21 protein-coding genes are annotated in these 19,592 nt (G+C 75.6%); 11 read left to right on the top strand and 10 right to left on the bottom strand.

Annotated features, from left to right (window positions below; all coding sequences use genetic code 11):
• Position 1 precedes the first annotated feature (1 nt).
• Together CHC04_RS04710 and CHC04_RS04715 are read right to left on the bottom strand one after the other, a co-directional pair.
• Positions 2-1,228: an MFS transporter gene (locus CHC04_RS04710; protein ID WP_089402762.1), complete on the bottom strand. Its 1,227-nt coding sequence runs from the start codon at positions 1,226-1,228 to the stop codon at positions 2-4.
• Positions 1,229-1,466: 238 nt separating this feature from the next.
• Positions 1,467-3,281, bottom strand: a complete 1,815-nt coding sequence (locus tag CHC04_RS04715; RefSeq protein ID WP_089402763.1) for a phosphoenolpyruvate carboxykinase (GTP) — start codon at positions 3,279-3,281, stop codon at positions 1,467-1,469.
• 271 nt (positions 3,282-3,552) lie between these two features.
• On the opposite strand from CHC04_RS04715, the gene CHC04_RS04720 reads away from it, so the two are divergent.
• The gene (locus CHC04_RS04720) at positions 3,553-3,957 is read left to right on the top strand and encodes a hypothetical protein (RefSeq protein ID WP_089403320.1); all 405 of its coding nucleotides are present in this window, start codon (positions 3,553-3,555) and stop codon (positions 3,955-3,957) included.
• A gap of 4 nt (positions 3,958-3,961) precedes the next feature.
• Here the strand turns inward: CHC04_RS04720 and CHC04_RS04725 are convergent, their stop codons facing one another.
• Both CHC04_RS04725 and CHC04_RS04730 read right to left on the bottom strand, forming a co-directional pair.
• The gene (locus CHC04_RS04725) at positions 3,962-4,489 is read right to left on the bottom strand and encodes an SRPBCC domain-containing protein (protein WP_089402764.1); all 528 of its coding nucleotides are present in this window, start codon (positions 4,487-4,489) and stop codon (positions 3,962-3,964) included.
• The gene (locus CHC04_RS04730) at positions 4,486-4,827 is read right to left on the bottom strand and encodes an ArsR/SmtB family transcription factor (RefSeq protein WP_089402765.1); all 342 of its coding nucleotides are present in this window, start codon (positions 4,825-4,827) and stop codon (positions 4,486-4,488) included. The genes CHC04_RS04725 and CHC04_RS04730 overlap by 4 nt, the downstream gene beginning before the upstream one ends.
• Positions 4,828-4,900: 73 nt before the next feature.
• Between CHC04_RS04730 and CHC04_RS04735 the strand changes: the two genes are divergently transcribed.
• A complete protein-coding gene (locus CHC04_RS04735) occupies positions 4,901-5,134 on the top strand; it encodes a hypothetical protein (protein ID WP_089402766.1) in 234 nt (77 codons plus the stop codon).
• Positions 5,135-5,209: 75 nt separating this feature from the next.
• A complete protein-coding gene (locus CHC04_RS04740; protein WP_089402767.1) occupies positions 5,210-5,452 on the top strand; it encodes an acyl carrier protein in 243 nt (80 codons plus the stop codon).
• A 103-nt stretch (positions 5,453-5,555) separates the two neighbouring features.
• On the opposite strand, the gene CHC04_RS04745 is transcribed toward CHC04_RS04740, so the two are convergent.
• The 3 genes from CHC04_RS04745 to CHC04_RS04755 all read right to left on the bottom strand — a co-directional run bounded on the left by CHC04_RS04745 (position 5,556) and on the right by CHC04_RS04755 (position 7,744).
• On the bottom strand, positions 5,556-6,251 hold the full coding sequence (locus tag CHC04_RS04745; protein ID WP_089402768.1) for a DsbA family oxidoreductase: 696 nt from the start codon (positions 6,249-6,251) through the stop codon (positions 5,556-5,558).
• A 28-nt stretch (positions 6,252-6,279) separates the two neighbouring features.
• A complete protein-coding gene (locus CHC04_RS04750; protein WP_089402769.1) occupies positions 6,280-7,281 on the bottom strand; it encodes a cation diffusion facilitator family transporter in 1,002 nt (333 codons plus the stop codon).
• Between the two features lie 85 nt (positions 7,282-7,366).
• Positions 7,367-7,744 (bottom strand): FKBP-type peptidyl-prolyl cis-trans isomerase, encoded by a 378-nt coding sequence (locus CHC04_RS04755; protein ID WP_089402770.1) that lies wholly within the window; start codon positions 7,742-7,744, stop codon positions 7,367-7,369.
• Positions 7,745-7,848: 104 nt separating this feature from the next.
• Between CHC04_RS04755 and CHC04_RS04760 the strand changes: the two genes are divergently transcribed.
• Positions 7,849-9,561: a glycoside hydrolase family 13 protein gene (locus CHC04_RS04760; protein ID WP_089402771.1), complete on the top strand. Its 1,713-nt coding sequence runs from the start codon at positions 7,849-7,851 to the stop codon at positions 9,559-9,561.
• Here CHC04_RS04760 and CHC04_RS04765 read toward each other — a convergent pair.
• Entirely contained in the window at positions 9,521-10,840 is a 1,320-nt protein-coding gene (locus CHC04_RS04765) for an MFS transporter (RefSeq protein ID WP_089402772.1), read from the bottom strand. The genes CHC04_RS04760 and CHC04_RS04765 overlap by 41 nt on opposite strands.
• A gap of 126 nt (positions 10,841-10,966) precedes the next feature.
• Between CHC04_RS04765 and CHC04_RS04770 the strand changes: the two genes are divergently transcribed.
• The gene (locus tag CHC04_RS04770; RefSeq protein ID WP_217897178.1) at positions 10,967-12,208 is read left to right on the top strand and encodes an MFS transporter; all 1,242 of its coding nucleotides are present in this window, start codon (positions 10,967-10,969) and stop codon (positions 12,206-12,208) included.
• A 69-nt stretch (positions 12,209-12,277) separates the two neighbouring features.
• Here the strand turns inward: CHC04_RS04770 and CHC04_RS04775 are convergent, their stop codons facing one another.
• Positions 12,278-12,757: a hypothetical protein gene (locus tag CHC04_RS04775; RefSeq protein WP_089402773.1), complete on the bottom strand. Its 480-nt coding sequence runs from the start codon at positions 12,755-12,757 to the stop codon at positions 12,278-12,280.
• 189 nt (positions 12,758-12,946) lie between these two features.
• Between CHC04_RS04775 and CHC04_RS04780 the strand changes: the two genes are divergently transcribed.
• From CHC04_RS04780 to CHC04_RS04790, 3 genes are read left to right on the top strand one after another with little or no spacing between them, the layout of a single operon-like run.
• Positions 12,947-13,747, top strand: coding sequence for a DeoR/GlpR family DNA-binding transcription regulator (locus CHC04_RS04780; RefSeq protein ID WP_089402774.1), 801 nt, complete (start codon positions 12,947-12,949; stop codon positions 13,745-13,747).
• Positions 13,744-14,115, top strand: coding sequence for a DUF4406 domain-containing protein (locus tag CHC04_RS04785; protein ID WP_245816994.1), 372 nt, complete (start codon positions 13,744-13,746; stop codon positions 14,113-14,115). Before CHC04_RS04780 ends, CHC04_RS04785 begins: the two co-directional genes overlap by 4 nt.
• The gene (locus CHC04_RS04790) at positions 14,112-14,774 is read left to right on the top strand and encodes an NUDIX domain-containing protein (RefSeq protein ID WP_089402775.1); all 663 of its coding nucleotides are present in this window, start codon (positions 14,112-14,114) and stop codon (positions 14,772-14,774) included. Before CHC04_RS04785 ends, CHC04_RS04790 begins: the two co-directional genes overlap by 4 nt.
• Here CHC04_RS04790 and CHC04_RS04795 read toward each other — a convergent pair.
• The gene (locus CHC04_RS04795) at positions 14,771-16,786 is read right to left on the bottom strand and encodes an acetoacetate--CoA ligase (RefSeq protein ID WP_089402776.1); all 2,016 of its coding nucleotides are present in this window, start codon (positions 16,784-16,786) and stop codon (positions 14,771-14,773) included. The two genes, CHC04_RS04790 and CHC04_RS04795, sit on opposite strands and share 4 nt — an antisense overlap.
• Before the next feature lie 169 nt (positions 16,787-16,955).
• Here CHC04_RS04795 and CHC04_RS04800 point away from each other — a divergent pair, with 169 nt between their 5' ends.
• From CHC04_RS04800 to CHC04_RS04810, 3 genes are all read left to right on the top strand, one after another.
• The gene (locus CHC04_RS04800; protein ID WP_089402777.1) at positions 16,956-17,900 is read left to right on the top strand and encodes a hypothetical protein; all 945 of its coding nucleotides are present in this window, start codon (positions 16,956-16,958) and stop codon (positions 17,898-17,900) included.
• Between the two features lie 94 nt (positions 17,901-17,994).
• Complete coding sequence (locus CHC04_RS04805; protein WP_141233685.1) at positions 17,995-19,071, top strand: hypothetical protein; 1,077 nt, start codon at positions 17,995-17,997, stop codon at positions 19,069-19,071.
• 84 nt (positions 19,072-19,155) lie between these two features.
• Positions 19,156-19,557 carry a DUF2237 family protein gene (locus CHC04_RS04810; protein ID WP_089402779.1) on the top strand — a complete coding sequence of 134 codons (402 nt, stop codon included), beginning with the start codon at positions 19,156-19,158 and terminating at the stop codon, positions 19,555-19,557.
• Positions 19,558-19,592: the final 35 nt, after the last annotated feature.

Here is a 19,592-nt window from a genome sequence, read left to right on the forward strand (position 1 = left end):
CTCAGCCGGTCACCTCACCGGCCAGGACCGGCTCGGCGATGTTCTCGGCGGGGACGTGCAGCAGCCGCTGGGCGGCTGCGACCACCAGCGCGGCCAGGCCGGCCGACACGGTGGCGACGAGGAAGGCGGCGTTGGCGCCCACGGTGTCGACGATCTTGCCGGCGACCGACGTGCCGACGGCGACCCCCAGCCCCAGCGCGGTGCCGATCCAGGTGAAGGCCTCGGTGACGGCGGTCCGCGGCACGATGAGCTCGGCGAGGGTGAACGAGCTGATCAGCGACGGCGACACCGCCACCCCGGCCACGACGACGAACGGGATCATCACCCAGATGTCGTCGACGAGGGTCAGCGGCACCGTGAGCGCGGCGAGCACCACGAGGACGACCAGCAGCCGGTGCCGCAGCGGGTGGTGCCAGTGCACCGCGCCCCAGCCGATCCCGCTGATCATCGAGCCGACCGCGAGGCCGGCGATGAGCACGCCGGACAGGCCCATGGCGTCGACCTCGTCGGCGAAGGCGACCAGCGCGATCTCCAGCGTGCCGAGCACCGAGCCGACGGCGGCGCCGACGACGAAGAGCACCCGCAGGCCCGGCGTGCGGATGGCCGAGGGCCCGCGGCGCGCCTCGTGGCCGTGCGGCGGCGGCTCGGTGCGGCCCTGCGCAGCGAACAGCAGCGCCCCGACGACGGCGAGGGTGAAGGCGGTGACGACGCCGGAGGTCGCGTGCCCGGTGGTGGACAGGAAGGTGACCAGCACCGGCCCGACGATGAACACCAGCTCGTCGACCACCGACTCCATGGCCAGGGCCGCCGGCAACCGCCTGGTCCCCCGCAGCAGGTGCGTCCAGCGCACGCGGATCATCGAGGCGACCGGCGGGATGCACGCGCCGGCGATGCCCGCGGTGACGAACAGCGTCCAGCGCGGCCAGTCGTCCTTGACCGCGGCCAGGAACGCCGCGCCGGCGGCGGCGAAGACCGCGGTCACCGGCAGGAGCACGCGGCGCTGCCCGAAGGTGTCGGCCAGCCGCCCCAGCACCGGGCCGACGAGCGCGGTGGTGATCGCGCCGGCGGCCGCCACGGTGCCGCCGAGCCCGTAGGAGCCGGTCTCCGAGGCCACCAGCAGCACGCACCCCAGGCCCACCATCGACAGCGGGAGCCGCCCGACGAAGGCGGCGAGCACCATGGGCAGTGCGTGCGGCGTGCGCAGCACGTGCAGGTAGGGAGTGAGCAACGAGGGGGACCTGTCGTCAGGGGGACGCGGGTTCACCCACGCTAACCGACGTCGGCACGGCGGGCAGGCGATGGCTTGCGTTCCGTGTCCGGACGAACACGGGCTCCGCCCCGGACGACGCTGTCCGGCGCGGAGCCCGCGCGGACCCATCGCGTGCGAACGCGACGGGAGTCGTGGTGGCCTCCTCGCAGGGACCCGCCGTGAGCGTGCGAGCGGTGGGGGGCGAGGAGGTCCTCCCTCAGGCGAGGCGGCTCTCGAGGATGGCGAGCTCGTCCCACATGGTGCTGGGCAGCTTGTCCCCGAACTTCTCGAACCACTCGGTGATCTGCGGGATCTCCGCGCGCCACTCGTCGCGGTCGACGGCGAGCGCCTGGCGCACCTGGTCCTCGGTCATGTCCAGGCCCGAGACGTCGAGCGAGTCCGGCGTCGGGACGTGCCCCACCGGCGTCTCCTCCGCGGCCGCAGTGCCCTCGATGCGCTCGACGACCCACTTGAGCACCCGGCTGTTCTCGCCGAAGCCCGGCCACAGGAAGCCGCCGTCCTCGTCCCGGCGGAACCAGTTCACGTAGAAGATCCTCGGCAGCTTGACGGCGTCGTGCGCCTTGCCGGTCTCGACCCAGTGCCGGAAGTAGTCGCCGGCGTTGTAGCCGATGAACGGCAGCATGGCGAAGGGGTCGCGGCGCACCACACCGACGGCGCCGGTGGCCGCGGCCGTCGTCTCCGAGGACAGCGTGGCGCCCATGAAGACTCCGTGGTTCCAGTCCCGGGCCTCGGTGACCAGCGGGACGGTGGTCTTGCGGCGGCCGCCGAAGAGGATCGCCGAGATCGGCACGCCCCTCGGGTCGTCGTACTCGGGCGCGAGGATCGGGCACTGGGTGATCGGGGTGCAGAACCGCGAGTTCGGGTGTGACGAGGGCTCGTCGGAGTCCGGCGTCCAGTCCTGCTTCTTCCAGCTGGTCAGGTGGGCGGGGGGCTCCTCGGTCATGCCCTCCCACCAGACGTCGCCGTCGTCGGTGAGCGCGACGTTGGTGAACACCGAGTTGCCCTTGTCGATCGTGCGCATCGCGTTCGGGTTGGTGTCCCAGCCGGTGCCGGGCGCGACGCCGAACAGGCCGTACTCGGGGTTGAGCGCGTAGAGCTGGCCGTCCTCGCCGAAGCGCATCCAGGCGATGTCGTCGCCGAGGGTCTCGACCTGCCAGCCGGGGATGGTCGGCTCGAGCATCGCCAGGTTGGTCTTGCCGCAGGCGCTGGGGAAGGCGGCGGCGATGTAGTACGTCTTCTGCTGCGGGCTGGTCAGCTTGAGGATCAGCATGTGCTCGGCGAGCCAGCCCTCGTCGCGGGCCATGACCGAGGCGATCCGCAGCGAGTAGCACTTCTTGCCCAGCAGCGCGTTGCCGCCGTACCCCGAGCCGTAGGACCAGATGGCCCGCTCCTCGGGGAAGTGCACGATGTACTTCGTCTGGCTGCAGGGCCAGGGGACGTCCTCCTGGCCCGGCTCCAGCGGCGCGCCGAGGGAGTGCATGGCCGGCACGAACGGCCGGTCGGTGCCCATCGCCTCGAGGATGCGGCTGCCGATGCGGGCCATGACCCGCATGGAGACGACGACGTACTCCGAGTCGGTGAGCTCGACGCCGAACATCGGGTTCTCGGCCTCGACCGGGCCCATGCAGAACGGGATGACGTACATCGTCCGGCCGCGCATCGAGCCGCGGTACAACTCGGTCATCACCGACTTCATCTCGTCGGGGGCCATCCAGTTGTTGGTGGGCCCCGCGTCGGCCTCGTCGACCGAGCAGATGAAGGTGCGGTCCTCGACGCGAGCGACGTCGCTGGGGTCGGAGGCGCACCAGAACGAGTTGGGCTTCTTCTCCAGCCGGGTGAACGTGCCGGCGTCGACCAGCCGCTGGGTGAGGCGCTCCCACTCCTCGTCACTGCCGTCGACCCACACGACCCGGTCCGGGGTGGTCAGCTCCGCCATCTCCTGCACCCAGGCCAGCAGCCGGGCGTGCGTGGTGGGGGCGTTCTCGAGACCGGGGGTGGCCACGGAAGTCACGGCGTCTCCATCCTGTGCGGCGCACGCCGGGTGGGAGAACACCGGCGCCGGTGTGCTGCGTCCCGGGTCCGGCGGAACGAGTCCGGCCGTCCGGGTCGCGTCAGCGTACAAGCGGGGACACCTGCCTGTAACCGTGAGAGATGTTACGTCTAGGACGTCTAGGGGGCGGGCACAGCGCGACCCGGAGACGCGCAGGTCAGCACGGCGCCGGCGGTCCGACGTGACGAGCCTCACTCCCGTGGCGACGGCGTCCGCGTACCGTCCGCGGGCCATGACCTCCCGCCCCGGACTCCTCGCCGTCTCCGCCCTGCAGCTGGCCGCCGGGCTCACCGGGCAGGCCCTCGCGCTGCGCCGGCGGCACGCCTTCGAGATCCCGCTCGCCGCCGGGGACCCGGCGGCCGTGGGCCGGGAGTCGCTGTGGGCCGGCACCGCGCTCAGCGCGCCGGCCTGGATGCTCGGGTTGCAGGGCTGGGCCGTCGCCCGGCTGGCCGCGGGCGACGAGCGGGCCCGGCCGGTGCTGCGGCTGCTCGGTGCCGGCATGGTGCCCGGTTACCTGCTGGAGCGCCTGGTCCGGCAGCGGCTGACCCCCGGCGGGACGCAGCCGCTGGAGACGGCCGTCGTCGCCGGCGGCCTGGGCCTGGCCGCGGCGATGGTCGTGCTCGGCCGGCGCCGCTGAGGGCTCAGGCCTCCGGGGTGCGCCCGTAGTCCGGGCCGGTCGCGGCGAGGAAGGAGTCCCAGTCCCCGGGCGCCGGGCGACCGCCGGCCTCGGCGTCGAGCTTGTCGAGGTACCAGTGCCAGCCGAGGGCGAAGTCGACGACGTCGGTGCCGGCGGCGAAGACCTGCACGAAGTGCAGGGTGGTGCGGCCGCTCTCCACGGCGAGCGCCAGCTCCACCCGCCAGTCGGCCTGGTCGACCCACTCGACCACGAGCCGGCGCGGCGGGTCGCACTCCACGACGGTCACCGGCTCACCGACCGGCTCGGCCTCGTGCGTCATCGTCAGCGTCCCGCGGCCGCCGGGGGCGCGCTCGCCCTCGTAGCGGCCGAACCAGCGGGCCAGCCGGTCGGGCTCGGTGAGCGCCGCCCAGACGTCGTCGGGGCCCTCGGGCCAGGAGCGGCGGAACTCCAGCCGCAGGCGGCCGTCGGGGAGCTCGGTCACCACGCCGCGTCGGCCGGTCGGGGGGTCGGCGGGGGTCTCGGGCTGGGTCACGGCAGGTCTCCGTCCGTCGGTCGGTGGGCCCGGGCCCGGCGGCCGCGGGCGATCTCGGTGTCGAGGGCGTCGAGCCGCTGGGCCCAGAGGTCGCGGTAGAACCCCAGCCAGTCGTCGAGCTCCCGCAGCGGGCGCGGGTCGAGCGCGTACAGCCGCCGGCGCCCCTCCACCCGGCTGCGGACCAGGCCGGCCTCGCGCAGCACGCGCAGGTGCCGGCTGATCGCCGGGCGGCTGACCGCGAACCGGCCGGCCAGCTCACCGGCGGGCAGCTCCCCGTCCCGCAGCAGCGCCAGGAGCCGCCGCCGGGTGGGGTCGGCGAGTGCCGCGAGCGCCTCCACCCGGGATGTGTAACACAAGCGTTACGCGTTGGGCCAGCGGTTGCCGCCGGGACACGGCGGGCAGGGACGGCGCATGACCGTCACCGACCCCGACGCCCCGGACCCGCTGAACGACCCCCGGACGACGCAGGCCGATCCCGGCACCGTCGGCCAGGGGGCCGACCTGGCCTCGGCCGGCGACGACCCCGTGTCGGCCGGCGAGGACGAGCTCGGCGCCGACGACCCGGAGACGACGGCCGGGCAGACCCTGGCCGACGACGCCGGCGGCGGGGACGTCACGGGAGGGGCGTTCTCGAACGCGCCGTGACGGACGGGCTCGTTTCATGCCGGAGGAGCGGGGAACCCGTCCGGACGCCCAGCCCCCGACGACGAGGAGGACCCGATGGCCACCGGTGAGACCGGCTTCGAGGACGTCACCTTCGACCTGATCTCCGTGCAGTACCACTCGCTCAAGGCCGGGCACGACTACGGCCAGTACGTCCGGGACGCCGAGAACGCCGGCCTGGACGACGTCGCCGCCTTCTTCCGCGAGGTCATGGAGCAGGACTCCGCCCGGGCGCGGCGCTGCCACGAGCTGCTCCGGAACATCTCCGGCACCGACCAGGGCGGCCCGGCCACGAAGTGAGACGGCGGAGGCCCCCCACCCGCGCGGGTGGGGGGCCTCCTGCCGTTCGGCCCCCTCCAGGGCACCGCCCCGAGCGTGCGAGGGGTGGGGAGGAGGGGGTCCTTCAGCAGACGACGCAGCTGTCGCCCTCGCAGCCCTCGGCGGCGGGGACGGTGGCCAGCGGGTGGGCGTCGGCCCAGGCCCGCTCGAGCAGCTGCAGCAGCAGGTCGGCCGGCTGGGCGCCCGCGGCGCCGTAGCGGCGGTCGACGACGAAGAACGGGACCCCGGTGGCGCCCAGCGCCTGGGCGGTGCGGGCGTCCTCGAGCACGGCGGGCCGGTACCGGTGGTCGGCCAGCGCGGCGCGCACCTCCGCCTCGTCCAGCCCGGCCTCGACGGCCAGCGCGGCCAGCGAGTCGACGTCGAAGACCGGGCGCGCCTCCTCGAAGTAGGCGTGCAGCAGGCGCTCCTTCACCTCGCCCTGCACCCCGCGGTCGGCGGCCAGGTGCAGCAGCTCGTGAGCGAGCAGCGTGTTGCCACCGACGCCGTCCTCGAGGCGGTACCGCAGGCCCTCGCCGGCGGCGGTCTCCTCGACGTGCCGCATCATCGCCCGCATCTCCTCGACCGGGCGGCCGTACTTGGCGGCCAGCGCCGGCAGCGTCGGGTGGGTCTCGCCCTCGGGCACCGACGGGTCGAGCTGGAAGGACCGCCACACCACCTCGACGGAGTCGCGGTGCGGGAACCGCGCGAGCGCGGCCTCCAGCCGGCGCTTGCCGATGTAGCACCACGGACAGACGACGTCGGACCAGACCTCGATGCGCACGGCCCGGTCAACCGCACCCCGGCGGCCGTCATTCCGGACGGTGGACCCCCGCCCGCGCGCGGCCGTCGCCGGGGGTCGGGTCGAGGAAGACGAACCGGACGCCCTCGTGCCGGGCCACCAGCCGGCGCTCGGCCTCGTCGGAGGCCCGCTCGATGTCGGCGACGGTCGCGGTGTCGGCGAAGTCGACCTTGGCCATCACGGCCAGCTGCCCGGGACCGATGACCGTGGTGAGCAGCACCGGGACGTCGTCGACCTGCGGCAGCCCGGCGATCTCCTGCCGCAGCTGGTCCTGCAGCCGGGTCGGGATCGACTGGCCGATGAGCAGGGAGACGTTGGCCCGGGCCAGCGCGCCGGCCACCACCAGCAGCAGCACGCCGATGAGCAGTGCGGCGATCCCGTCCCACACCGGGTCGCCGGTGACCTGCTCCAGGAACAGCCCCAGCGCGGCCAGCACCAGCCCCACCAGGGCGGCGCTGTCCTCGAAGGTGACGGCCTTGACGGTGGTGTCGGTGGTCTCGGCGAGGTAGCGCCGGGGCGTGGTCCCCCACCGGCGGGCCGCACCGCGGACCTGGCGCACTGCCTTGAGCCAGGAGGCGCCCTCGAGGACGAAGGAGACGGCGAGGACGACGTAGGCGACCGTGGGGGAGCCCTGCTCCTCGCCCTCCAGGATGGTCTCGACGCCCTGGTAGAAGGAGAACCCCGCGCCGAGGGTGAAGGTCGCCAGGCAGGCCAGCAGCGCCCAGAAGTAGGTCTCCCGGCCGTAGCCGATGGGATGGCGGGCGTCGGGCGCCTTGTCCCCGCGCTTGAGCGCGACGAACAGCAGCACCTCGGTGATGGTGTCGGCCAGGGAGTGCGCGGCCTCGGACAGCATCGCCGACGAGTGGCTGATCAGCCCGCCGACCAGCTTGGCGACGGCGATGCCGAGGTTGGCGAGGCCGGCGACGACCACGGTGCCGGTGGACTCGCCGCCGGCCTCCTCGGTGCCCGCCTGGGCCAGGGCGTGGTCGCGGGTGGGCACCGGCTCGCTCATGGCCCCACCGGTGCCCCACCGTTGCCGGACACAACCACCGGGTGGGCGACGACCAGGTCACCCGGTCATCGACGCCCCCCGCGGATCAGCGGATGCCGACGAGGTCGACCACGAAGACCAGGGTCGCGCCGGGCCGGATCACGCCGCCGGCGCCACGGTCGCCGTAGGCCTTGTGCGCGGGGATGGTCAGCCGCCGCCGGCCACCGACCCGCATGCCCTGGATGCCCTCGTCCCAGCCCTGGATGACCATGCCGACGCCGAGGCGGAACTCCAGCGGGTCGCCGCGGTCCCAGGACGCGTCGAACTGCTCGCCGCCGTCGTGGGTGACCCCGACGTAGTGCGCGCTGACCAGGTCGCCGGCCTTCGCCTCAGGACCGTCGCCGACCGCGATGTCCTCGATCACCAGGTCGTCGGGCGCGGGGCCGGTGGGCGGCTCGACGTCGGGGCGGGTGGGCTGGGACATCGGTGCTCCTCGGGTCGGTGCCGGGACGGTCCCGGCGGGTGCCGACCATACGGACCCGGGCCGGCGCGGGTGCGCGGCGTCGGTGGCCGTGCTGGGGTGGTCCGGTGACCCCCGAGCAGGCGCCGTGGTGGACCCGTGCCGTCGTCTACCAGGTCTACCCGCGTTCCTTCCAGGACTCCGACGGCGACGGCGTCGGCGACCTCGGCGGGATCCTGCAGCGCATCGACCACCTCGCCGACCTCGGCGTCGACGTCGTCTGGCTCTCGCCGGTCTACCGGTCCCCGCAGGCCGACAACGGGTACGACATCAGCGACTACCAGGACGTCGACCCGGCGTTCGGCACCCTGGCGCAGCTCGACGAGCTCATCGCCGCGTTGCACGACCGCGGCATCCGGCTGGTCATGGACCTGGTGGTCAACCACACCAGCGACGAGCACCCCTGGTTCGTCGAGAGCCGGTCGTCGACGGACTCCCCCACGCGCGACTGGTACTGGTGGCGGCCGCCGCGGGAGGGGATGACGGCGGGGCAGCCCGGTGCCGAGCCGACCAACTGGCACTCGCACTTCTCCGGCTCGGCCTGGCAGTACGACGAGGCCAGCGGCGAGTACTACCTGCACCTGTTCGACCGCAAGCAGCCCGACCTGAACTGGGAGAACCCCGAGGTCCGGCAGGCGGTCTACGCGATGATGCGCTGGTGGCTCGACCGCGGGGTCGACGGCTTCCGCATGGACGTCATCAACATGATCAGCAAGGCGGTCGGGCCGGACGGGTCGCTGCCCGACGGGCCGCCACTGCCCGGCCTGCCCTACGGCGACGGGACGCCGCACTTCTCCAACGGCCCGCGGATCCACGAGTACCTGCAGGAGATGCACCGCGAGGTGTTCGACGGCCGCCGGGAGTCGCTGCTGCTGGTCGGGGAGATGCCCGGCGTCACGCCGGAGCAGGCGCGGCTCTACACCGACCCGGCGCGGGCCGAGGTGGACATGGTGTTCCAGTTCGAGCACGTGCAGCTCGACCTCGACGGCGACAAGTGGCACCCGCGGCCGCTGCGGATGCGCGACCTCAAGGCATCCCTCGGCCGCTGGCAGGCCGGGCTGGCCGACGTCGGCTGGAACTCCCTCTACTGGGACAACCACGACCAGCCGCGGGCGGTGTCCCGCTTCGGCGACGACTCGCCGCGGTTCCGCCGCGACTCGGCGACCTGCCTGGCCACGCTGCTGCACCTGCACCGCGGGACGCCCTACGTCTACCAGGGCGAGGAGATCGGGATGGCGAACTTCCCGTTCACCGACCTCGCGCAGTTCCGCGACGTCGAGTCGCTCAACCACCACGTGCAGGCCGTCGCGCACGGCGCCGACGCCGACGAGGTGCTCGCCGCGATGCGCCGGATGAGCCGCGACAACGCGCGCACGCCGGTGCAGTGGGACGGCTCGCCGAACGCCGGCTTCACCACCGGCACGCCGTGGATCGCGGTCAACCCCGACCACGCCGAGTGGAACGTGGCGGCCCAGCTCGAGGAGCCGGCGTCGGTGCTCGCCCACCACCGGCGGCTCGTCGCGCTGCGGCACGAGGACCCGGTGGTGGCGCTCGGGGACTTCACCATGCTGCTGCCCGACCACGACGAGGTGTACGCGTTCACCCGCTGCCTCGACGGGGACACGCTGCTCGTCGTCTGCAACCTCAGTGGCACCGCGCAGCCGCTGGCCGACCTGCTGCCCGAGGCGGTCGCCGCCGGGGTCGTCCTCGGGAACCTGGCCGAGGACGACCCCGCGGTGCTCAGGCCCTGGGAGGCCCGAGTGCTGCGACCGTCCCGCTGACCGCCTCGTCCGGGTCGGCGACGGCCGGATCCTCGGCGGGCACGTCGAGCGGGTGGGCCAGCTCGTCGACGTGCAGCCGCCAGGCCAGCACCGCGACGACGCCGAGCACCGGTGGCAGCAGCCCGGCGAGCAGGAAGGTGCCGGTGAGCCCGACCACGCCGCTGACCGGGCCGGCCAGCGCCATCGACAGCGGCATGAACGCCAGCGACACGAAGAAGTCGAGGCTCGACACCCGGCCGAGCAGCGCCGGCGGGACCCGCCGCTGCAGCAGCGTGCCCCAGATGACGGTCGCGGACTCGAACGCCGCACCCAGCACCGCGGCCGCCGCGATCATCACCCACAGCGACGACGTCCAGCCGAAGACGACGAGCGGCACGCAGCCGGCGCCCCAGAGCAGGTTCATCACCGTCAGGTAGCGCCGCGGCAGCCGGAACGAGGCGACGACGGCCGACCCGACGGCGCCGCCGATGCCGAACGCGGCCAGCACCCAGGCGTGCTCCGACGGCCCGCCGCCGGCCTGGTCGCGGACCGCGAAGGGCACCAGCACCTCGAAGGGGCCGATGAAGACGAGCACCATGAGCGAGGCGAACAGCAGCGTGGCCAGCAGCCACGGCGTGCGGACCATGTAGGCCACGCCCTCCCGGACGTCGGCGAGCAGGCCCGCGCCGAGCTCCTCGCGGCGCACGGGCAGCGTGGGCAGCGCCGCCACGCAGGCGGCCGCCGCGGCCGAGGTCAGCGAGGTGGCGAGCAGGGCGGCCCCGGGGGAGAACGCGCCGACGAGCAGGCCGCCGGCCGCCGGACCGGCCGCCATGGCCAGCGCCGGGCGCACCACGCCCTCGAGGCCGTTGGCCGCGAGCAGGTCCCCCGGCGGCACCACGCCGGGGACGAGGGCGGAGTAGGCCGGGTAGTACAGCCCGGTGGCCACGCCGCCGGCCAGGGAGGCGGCGGCCAGTGGCCCGAGCGCGAGCGTGCCGGTGAGCGAGAGGACGGCGACCAGGCCGGCCGCCGCCGTCTGCAGCAGCGCGACGCCGAGCAGGATGCGCCGCTGCGGCACCCGGTCGGCGAGCGCGCCGCCGAGCAGGGTGCTGGCCAGCATGCCGCCGGCCGACAGCGCGGTGGCCAGTGACAGCGCTCCGGGACCCCCGCCGAGGTCGACGACCTGCCACACCAGCGCGACCGTCCACAGCCCCTGGGCGAGCAGCGACAACCCCATGGAGGCGGCCAGCAGGCGGTAGGAGCGGTGCCGCAGGGGCGCGAGCGCGCGCGGCAGGCCGGCCATGTCGGTTCCTCCTCGGGGGTGGCGCGCGGTCGGCGCCGTCGGACCCATGCTGGCCGACGGGTCCGACAGGAGCAGCCGGTTATCGCCGAGAGCGCAGGAACGGTCGGCGGCTAGAGTCCCGGCCCCGTGCGGGGACTCGTCGAGGCGGTGCTGCCGGCCCGCATGGGCACGCCGTTCCGCTGGCTGGTCGCCTCCTCGTGGGTGAGCAACCTCGGCGACGGGATCGCTCTGGCCGCCGGGCCGCTGCTGGTGGCCGGTCTCACCTCCGACCCGCTGCTGGTCGCGCTGGGCGCCCTGCTGCAGCAGCTGCCGTGGCTGCTGTTCGGCCTGCACGCCGGCGTCCTGGCCGACCGGGTCGACCGGCGCCGGCTGCTCGTCGGCGTCGACCTCGCCCGGGCCGGGGTGCTCGCCGTCCTCACCGTCGCGCTGGCCACCGGCGACGTCGGTCTGCCCCTCGTCCTGGGGACGCTGTTCGTCCTGGGCACCGCGGAGGTCTTCGCCGACACCACCGGCGGCACGCTGCTGCCGATGGTGGTGCCGCGGGCCGACCTGGGCACCGGCAACGCCCGGCTGATGGCCGGGACGCTGACGATGGACCAGTTCGCCGGCCCTGCCCTCGGCGGCCTGCTGTTCGCCGCCGGCACGGCCTGGCCGTTCCTCACCCAGGCGGTGTGCGTCGGGCTGGGCGCGGTGCTGGTGTCGCGGATGCGGCTGCCCGCGCGCCCGCCGGTGGTGCAGCACCCGCCGGTGCGCCGGTCGATCGCCGAGGGTCTGCGCTGGACGTGGCACGACCCCGCCGTCCGCACGCTGACGCTGACCATCGTGCTGTTCAACGTCACGTGGGGGGCGGCGTGGTCGGTCCTCGTCCTCTACGCCGACCGGCGGCTCGGGCTGGGGGCGGCCGGCTACGGGCTGCTCACCACGGTCGGTGCCCTGGGCGGCATGGTGGGGACGGCGTCCTACGGCTGGCTGGAGCGGCACGTGCGGCTGGCCACGCTCATGCGGGTCGGGCTGACGCTGGAGACGCTCACGCACCTCGCGCTCGCCCTCACCACCACGGTGTGGGTGGCGCTGGTGGTGCTGTTCGTCTTCGGCGTGCACGCCTTCGTCTGGGGGACGACCTCGCGCACGGTCCGCATGCGGGCGGTGCCGATGCAGCTGCAGGGCCGGGTGGGCAGCCTCTACGCGATGGGCGTGTTCGGCGGCATCGTGGCCGGGCAGGGCGTCGGCGGCGTCGTGGCGCGCGTCTGGGGCGTCACCGGGCCGTTCTGGTTCGCCTTCGCCGGGTCGGCGGTGCTGCTGGCGGTGGTGTGGCGCGAGCTCGGGCACGTCGCGCACGCCGACGAGGCCGTGCTCGCCGCCGGCTGAGGTCCTCCCCCGCCGCTCGTGCTCTGCACACACGTGTGTGCAGAGCACGAGCGGGCGCGGGACCGGGAGTCAGGCGGCGGCGAAGACGAGCCGGAAGCCGCCGTCGACCGGCTCGACCTGCCAGAAGACGCCGCCCGCGGTCCCGGAGACCGCGGGCTCGCCGAGGCCGGTCTCGGTGCGCTCCGCGCCCGGCGCGGCCGACTCGTAGTGCGCGAGCACCTCCTCGGCACCGAGGCCGGAGGCGTAGTTCGCGTACTCCTGCCCGCCGTCGGCGGTGCCGCCGGTCTCGCAGAGGGTCGCCCCGTCCGGCGGCGGCGGGAAGTCGGCGGGGACGGACTCGACGTCGGCGATGTCCGCGTCGCCGGTGACGGTCAGCGGGAAGGCCGCGGTGCACTCCTCGGGCACGTCGGCTCCCGCCACGTCACCCAGGGCGGCGGTGTCCTCCCCGGCGGCCACGTCGTCGTCGGCGCTGCAGGCCGACAGCAGCAGGGCGGTGCCGAGCAGGGCCCCGGCCAGGGCGCGGCGGGTGGTCGGGCGGGTGCGGTACACGGTTCTCCTCGGGGCGTCGCCGGGCCCCGTGCGGCTGCCCGGGACCGGTCCGCCGCGCCGCCCGGGGGCGGTCCGGCGACGGGCCGCGCGGGAAGGTAGCCGAGCGTCGCCGCGCCGTCACCGGATCCGCGCGCCATCGGATCTCACAGCTACTTCACACATCTCACATAGCTCTGGTAGGAACGTCCCGTGGCCGTCCCCGACCGACTCGACGTGACGCTGCGGCTCGTCCGCAACGCCGGCCGGGTCCCGCTCGCCGATCTCGCCGCGCGGCTCGGGGTCTCGGAGATGACCGTGCGCCGCGACCTCGACGCCCTGCAGGCCCGCGGGCTGGTCGAGCGGGTGCGCGGCGGCGCGGTCGCCGTCGCCGAGCCGGAGAGCGCGGCCGGGTTCGCCGCCCGGGCCGGCTGGCAGGCCGGGCTCAAGGAGCGCATCGGCCGGGCCGCGGCCGCGCGGGTCGCGCCCGGCTCCACCGTGCTGCTCGACGCCGGGACGACGACGGTGCACGTCGCCCGCGCGCTGGCCGACCGGGCGGCCGCGGGCGAGGGACCCTTCACCGTCGCCGTCGTCAGCCTGCCGGTGGCCGAGGCGCTGGCCGACCGACCGGGCGTGCGGCTGCTGGTCGTCGGCGGGGAGTCGCGGCCCGGCGAGCGCAGCCTGTCCGGGCCGCTGACCGCCACGGTGCTGCGGCAGCTCACGGTCGACCTGTTCGTCATGTCGATCGGGGCGGTGAGCGCGCAGGCCGGCTGGTCGGAGTTCACCCTCGAGGACGCCGCCGTCAAGCAGGTGGGCCTGCAGCAGTCCCGCGCGGCCCTCGTCGTCGCCGACGCCTCCAAGCTCGGCGTGCGCGCGTTCGCCTCGGTCGCGCCGCTGGGCGCCGTCGGCCGGCTGGTCACCGACGCCAGCGCCCGCGACCCGCAGCTCAGCCCCGCGGCGCAGGAGACCCTCGCCGCGCTCGACGACGTCGGCGTGGAGGTCGACTTCCCGTGACGCAGCCCCTGATGATCCTGGTCGCCGGCCCCTACCGCGGGGGCACCGGCGACGACCCGGAGCGGATCGCCGCCAACCACCGCGCCATCCGGGCGGCCTGCCTGGAGCTGTTCCGCGCCGGCCACCTCGCCGTCAACGGGGAGGACCTCGCGCTGCCGCTGGCCGAGCTGGCCGGCTCGACGCGGGTGGGCGACGCCGCCTTCGACGAGGTCTTCCACCCGATGGGCCGGCGGCTGGTGGCCCGGGTCGACGCGGTGCTGCGGCTGCCCGGCGCCTCGGCCGGGTCCGACGAGATGGTCGCGCTGGCCCGCGCCCGCGGCGCCACGGTGTACCGCAGCCTCGACGAGGTGCCGGCGGTGACGCGGTGACCGGCGTCGTCGGGGTGGACCTCCCCGACGCGCGGGGGCGGACCGGGCTGGACCGGGCCGGCCGCGACCTCACCGGCAACCCCGACGTCGTCGTCCGCGACGTCGAGGTGCTCTCCAGCTCCTGGTACGTCAACCGGCGGACGACGTTCGACCGGCGCGGCCGCGACGGCGTCTGGCGCACCGAGCGGCGCGAGACGCACGACCGCGGCAACGGCGCCACCGTGCTGCTGTACGACACCGCCCGCCGCACCGTGCTGCTCACCCGCCAGTTCCGCTTCCCGGCCTACGTCAACGGCTCCCCCGACGGGGTGCTGGTGGAGACCGCCGCCGGCCTCCTCGACGAGCAGGACGCCGAGGCCGCGGTCCGCCGGGAGGCCGCCGAGGAGCTCGGCGTCGCCGTCGGGCCGCTCACCCGGCTGCCCGACGTGTGGATGAGCCCGGGGTCGGTGACCGAGCGGCTGGCCTTCTTCGCCGGCCCGTACACCCCGGCCGACCGGGTGTCGGCCGGGGGCGGGCTCGCCGAGGAGGGCGAGGACATCGAGGTGCTCGAGCTGCCCGTCGAGCAGGCGCTGGCCATGGTCGACGACGGCCGGATCGCCGACGCCAAGACCGTCCTGCTGCTGCAGTGGGCGGCGCTGCGGGGCCCGTTCGCTGCCTAGCGGGCCCCGCGCTCCCGGGCCAGGGCGACGTAGTGCTCGACCAGCGACGCGTCGTCGACGGCCCCGGGGTTGACCGCCTTCTCCGGGGGCACGCCCTGGAACAGCCGCTTGAGCGGCACCTCCAGCCGCTTGCCGGTGCGGGTGTGCGGGACGCCGGGCGCCACCAGGATCTCGTCGGGCACGTGCCGCGGGCTGGCCGAGCTGCGGATGGCCGCGCGGATGCGGTCGGCGAGGTCGTCGGTGAGCTCCGCGCCGGGGGCCAGCTGCACGAACAGCGGCATCCAGTAGCCGCCGTCGCGCTGCTCGACGCCGAGGACGACGCAGTCGGCGATCTCCGGGAAGGCCTCGACGGCGGCGTAGATGTCGGCGGTGCCCATGCGCACGCCGCCGCGGTTGAGCGTGGAGTCCGAGCGCCCGGTGATCAGGCAGGTGCCGCGCTCGGTGACCTCCATCCAGTCGCCGTGCCGCCACACGCCCGGCCACGGCTCGAAGTAGGCCTCCCGGTAGCGGCTGCCGTCCGGGCCCGGAGGAGTGTCGTTCCAGAAGTACAGCGGCATCGACGGCATCGGCTCGGTGACCACCAGCTCGCCCAGCTCGCCGACGACCGGCCGGCCGTCCTCGTCCCACGCCGCCGCGGCGACGCCGAGCATCGGCCGCTGCAGCTCCCCGGCGGTCACCGGCAGCAGCAGGGTGCTGCCGATGAACCCGGTGGCCACGTCGGTGCCGCCGGACACCGAGCCGAGGAAGACGTCGCCGCCCACCGCGTCGTAGACCCAGTGGAACGTCGACTCGGGCAGCGGTGAGCCGGTCGAGCCGATCGTGCGCAGCGCCGAGAGATCGTGGGTCTCCCCCGGCCGGACGCCGGCCTTCTCGCACGCGATCAGGTAGCCGGCGCTGGTGCCCAGGTAGGTCAGGCCGGTGCGGGCGGCGAGGGCGAACTGCGCGTCGACCGTCGGGTACGCCGGAGCGCCGTCGTGGACGACCACGGTGGCGCCGCGCAGCAGCGCCGAGGTGGCGATGTTCCACATGATCCAGGCGGTGGAGGCGTACCAGTAGAAGCGGTCGCCGGGGCCGACGTCGCCGTGCAGGCCCAGCTGCTTGTGCTGCTCGAGGACGACACCGCCGTGCCCGTGCACGATCCCCTTGGGCAGCCCGGTGGTGCCCGAGGAGTACACGATCCACAGCGGCGCGTCGAAGGGCAGCGGCTCGAACTCCGGATCCTGCCGGTCGGCGACGGCGTCGGCCCAGGCCAGCGCGCCGTCGGGCCGCTCGTCGGGGAACAGCCGGGGGACGGCGACCGTCGTCGTCACCGTGGGCAGGGCGGCGCGCAGCTCGGCGACGACGTCGCGCCGGTCGTGGGCCCTGCCGTTGAAGCGGTACCCGTCGACGGCGACCAGCACGGTGGGCTCGATCTGGGCGAACCGGTCGAGGACGGCGCGGGTGCCGAAGTCCGGCGCGCAGGAGGACCACACCGCACCGATCGACGCCGCGCCCAGGAAGGCGACGACCGCCTCGGGGACGTTGGGCAGGTAGCCCGCGACGCGGTCGCCGCGCCGCACGCCCAGCCGGCGCAGCGTGGCGGCGAAGGCGCCGACCTGCCCGCGCAGGACGGCCCAGGAGACCTCCACCGGCTCGGCGTCCTCGGCCACGGCGATCAGGGCGGGGTGCTCGTCGGTGGCCTGCCGCAGCGCCTGCTCGGCGTAGTTGACCGTGGCGTCGGGGAACCAGACGGCGCCGGGCATCCGCCGGTCGGTCAGCACCCGGTCGTCGGGGACGCCGGGCAGCACGCCCGACCACGCGGCGACGTCGGCCCAGAACTGGTCGGGGTGCTCGACCGACCAGCGCCAGATCGCGTCGTAGTCGGTCGGGTCGAGGTCGAGCCCGCGCCTGGCGGCCGCGTCGCGGGCGAACCCGGCCAGCCGGGTCGCCTCGCGGGACTGCTGCGTCGGCTGCCAGAGGACGGCCGGGCCGGTCGAGGAGCCGGTCGAGGCGCCGGGAGTGTCGACGGTCACGCCCGGACTCTGCCACCGGGGACCGCCCATCGGGCGACCGGGGCGGAGCGCGGCGGGCCCGGCGGTGACGGTCGGTCAGGACGGGTCCGCCCATCGGGTGACTGCCGTTTCGCGGTCACCGTCCGCTCCAATCTGTGTGCTGACAGTCACCGTCTCGGGGGGAGGTGCGATGGCCGGGGGAACGACGGGCCGCCGCGCCCGCCTGCGCCGGTGGAGCGGCCGCGCCCTGCTGCTGGCCGGCCTCGGGGCCGGGGCGTGGCTGGGCGGTCAGGCCCCCGCCTCGGCCGACGAGGCGCCGCCGGCTCCCCTGCTCGCGTCGGTGACCGCCCCGGCCGGCGAGCTGGTGGGGCAGGTCGCCGCACCCGTCGGCGGGGCGCCCGGCCCGGTCCTCGAGCCGGTGCTGCCGCCCGTGGCCGGGGCGGTCTCCGAGGCCGGAACGCCGGTGGTGGCGCCGCTGGCGGACGCCGTCGCGCCGGTCACCGCCGCGCTCGAGCCGGTACTGAGCCCCGCGGCACAGACCCTCGCCCGCGTCACCGACTCCCTGACTCCCGTCACCGACCCGCTGGCGCCGGTGACCGACGTGCTCGTGCCCGTGACCGACGTGCTCACCCCGGTGGACGACGTCGTCGAGCCGGTGACCGGTGTGCTGCCGCCCGTCCCGGCCCCAGCCGCCGGCCCCGCGGTGGTCGACCCCGCGGTGCTCGACCCGGCGGCGACCGACCCCGCGTCGCCGCCCGCGCCCACCGTCGTCCCGCCGTCCGCTGCCCGCGCGGTGGAGGCCCCTGATCCGGCGGCCCCGGGTGCCGTGACCCCGGACCCGGGGTCGCCGGACGCCGCGCCGACGGCCGGCCCGGTCGCCGCGCCGTCCGCTCCCGCCGCCGTCGTCCCCGTGTCGCCGCTGCCGGTCGCGCCGGTCGCCCCGCTGCCGCCCGCGGTCCCGGCCGCGCCGGCGCCGGCGGGCGCGGCGGCATCTGGTGCCGACCGCGACCAGCCCGCGGCCGACCTGGTGGCGGCCACTCCTGCCGCGCTGCTCGCGGCGGCCGGCGCGGTGTCCGACGGTGCCCGCGAGGCCGCGGCCGCCGACCCCGTCGACCCCGCCACCTCCCCCGACTGAGTGCCGCGCCGCCGGCCCGCGGGCCGGCCCAGCGCACGACCCCCGCCGTCCCGTCCGGGACCGGGGTCCCAGCACCCAGTCGAGGAGACCTCCCGTGAACACCCTAAGGACCACGTGGGCCACCCGTGCCCTGCGCGTGGCGTTGCTGACCGGCGGCCTGCTGGCCGTCGGCACCGGCGTCGCCTCCGCGTCCGACGACCTGTCCGACGACCCGGCCGACGACCTGGCCGTGACCGTGCCGGTCACCGTCACCGACAACTCCCTCGGCGTCCTCACCGACGCCCCCGCCGGCGGGGGCCTCGAGCTGCCCGCCGTCAGCGCCGACGTCACCGTCGACCTCGGCGCCGCCACCGTCTCGGTGCCCGTGACGGTCGGCGGCAACGACGCCGCGGTGGCCGGCGGTGGGGTTCCCCAGGAACCGGCCGCTCCGGCGGCGGCTCCCGAGCCGGCTCCTGCACCGGCCGACGTCGCCGTCCCGGTCACCGTGTCGGGCAACGCCGTCGGCGTGCTCGGCGACGCGGAGGCCACCGGCACCAGCCCGGCGGCCCCGGCGGGCGCGGTCACCGTGCCCGTCACCGTGTGCGGCGTCGGCGCCGGCGTGCTCGGCGACGCATCGGCCGACTGCACCTCGCCTGCGGGTGCTCCCGGCGCGGGTGACGGCAGCGGTGGCGGCCCGGGCAGCGGCGCCGTCGTCGACGTGCCGGTGACCGTCTGCGGCGTGGGCGTGGGCCTGCTCGGTGACGCGTCGGCCGACTGCGCGCCGTCGAGCGGCCCGACTCCCCCGGCCGGCCCGCAGGAGCCGGCGCACCCGGCCGGCCCGCAGGACCCGGGGACCCAGCCCGGCAGCCGGCCGGGCGGCCTGCCCGCCGACGGCGCGGAGTCCGTCCGCCCGGTCGCCTGGGGCGGCGCGTGGACCGGCCCGTGGACCGGCCCGCGGTCCGGCTCCTGGACCGGTTCCTGGACCGGTTCCTGGACCGGCCCTGCGGCCGCCTCGGGATCCGGCGCGGAGGCCGGTCCCGGGACCGCGACGGCCGGTGGGCACGGGTCCACCGGTGGCCGGCTGGCCTCCACCGGCGCGGACCTGCGCCGCGCCCTGGGCGCGGGACTGCTGGTCCTGCTGCTGGGTGAGGTGCTGCTGCTGGCGGCGCGCCGCCGGGACGGCACCGCCTGAGCCCGGCGCGGGCCCGGCCGGGCACCACCGGCCGGGCCCGCGCACGCAGCGCGCAGAGAGCCGCCGCTCTGCCACGATCCGGGCATGACCGAGCCGGAGAGCGAGCGCAACGTGCTGGGCGGCGTGCTGGAGCCCTGCGGCACCGAGCCGCTGACCGGCTACTTCCGCGACGGGGCCTGCCGCACCGGCTCGGAGGACCTGGGCAGCCACACCGTCTGCACCGTGGTGTCCCAGGAGTTCCTGGCCCTGCAGCGCGAGCTCGGCAACGACCTCACCACCCCGCGACCGGAGTACGGCTTCCCGGGACTGCACCCGGGCGACCGCTGGTGCGTCGTCGCCGTGCGGTGGCTGCAGGCCTACCGCGCCGGGGCGGCGGCCGGCGTCGTGCTCGCGGCCACCAACGAGCGGGCGCTGGAGGTGATCCCGCTGACGGCGCTGCGCCAGCACGCCGTCGACGTCCCCGACGACATCAGCGACCTGGAATGAGCCCGGCCTCCCGCGTGCTGGTGCCGGTGACCGCC

The sequence above is a fragment of the Geodermatophilus saharensis genome, from assembly GCF_900188205.1.
GTDB classification, from domain to species: domain Bacteria; phylum Actinomycetota; class Actinomycetes; order Mycobacteriales; family Geodermatophilaceae; genus Geodermatophilus; species Geodermatophilus saharensis.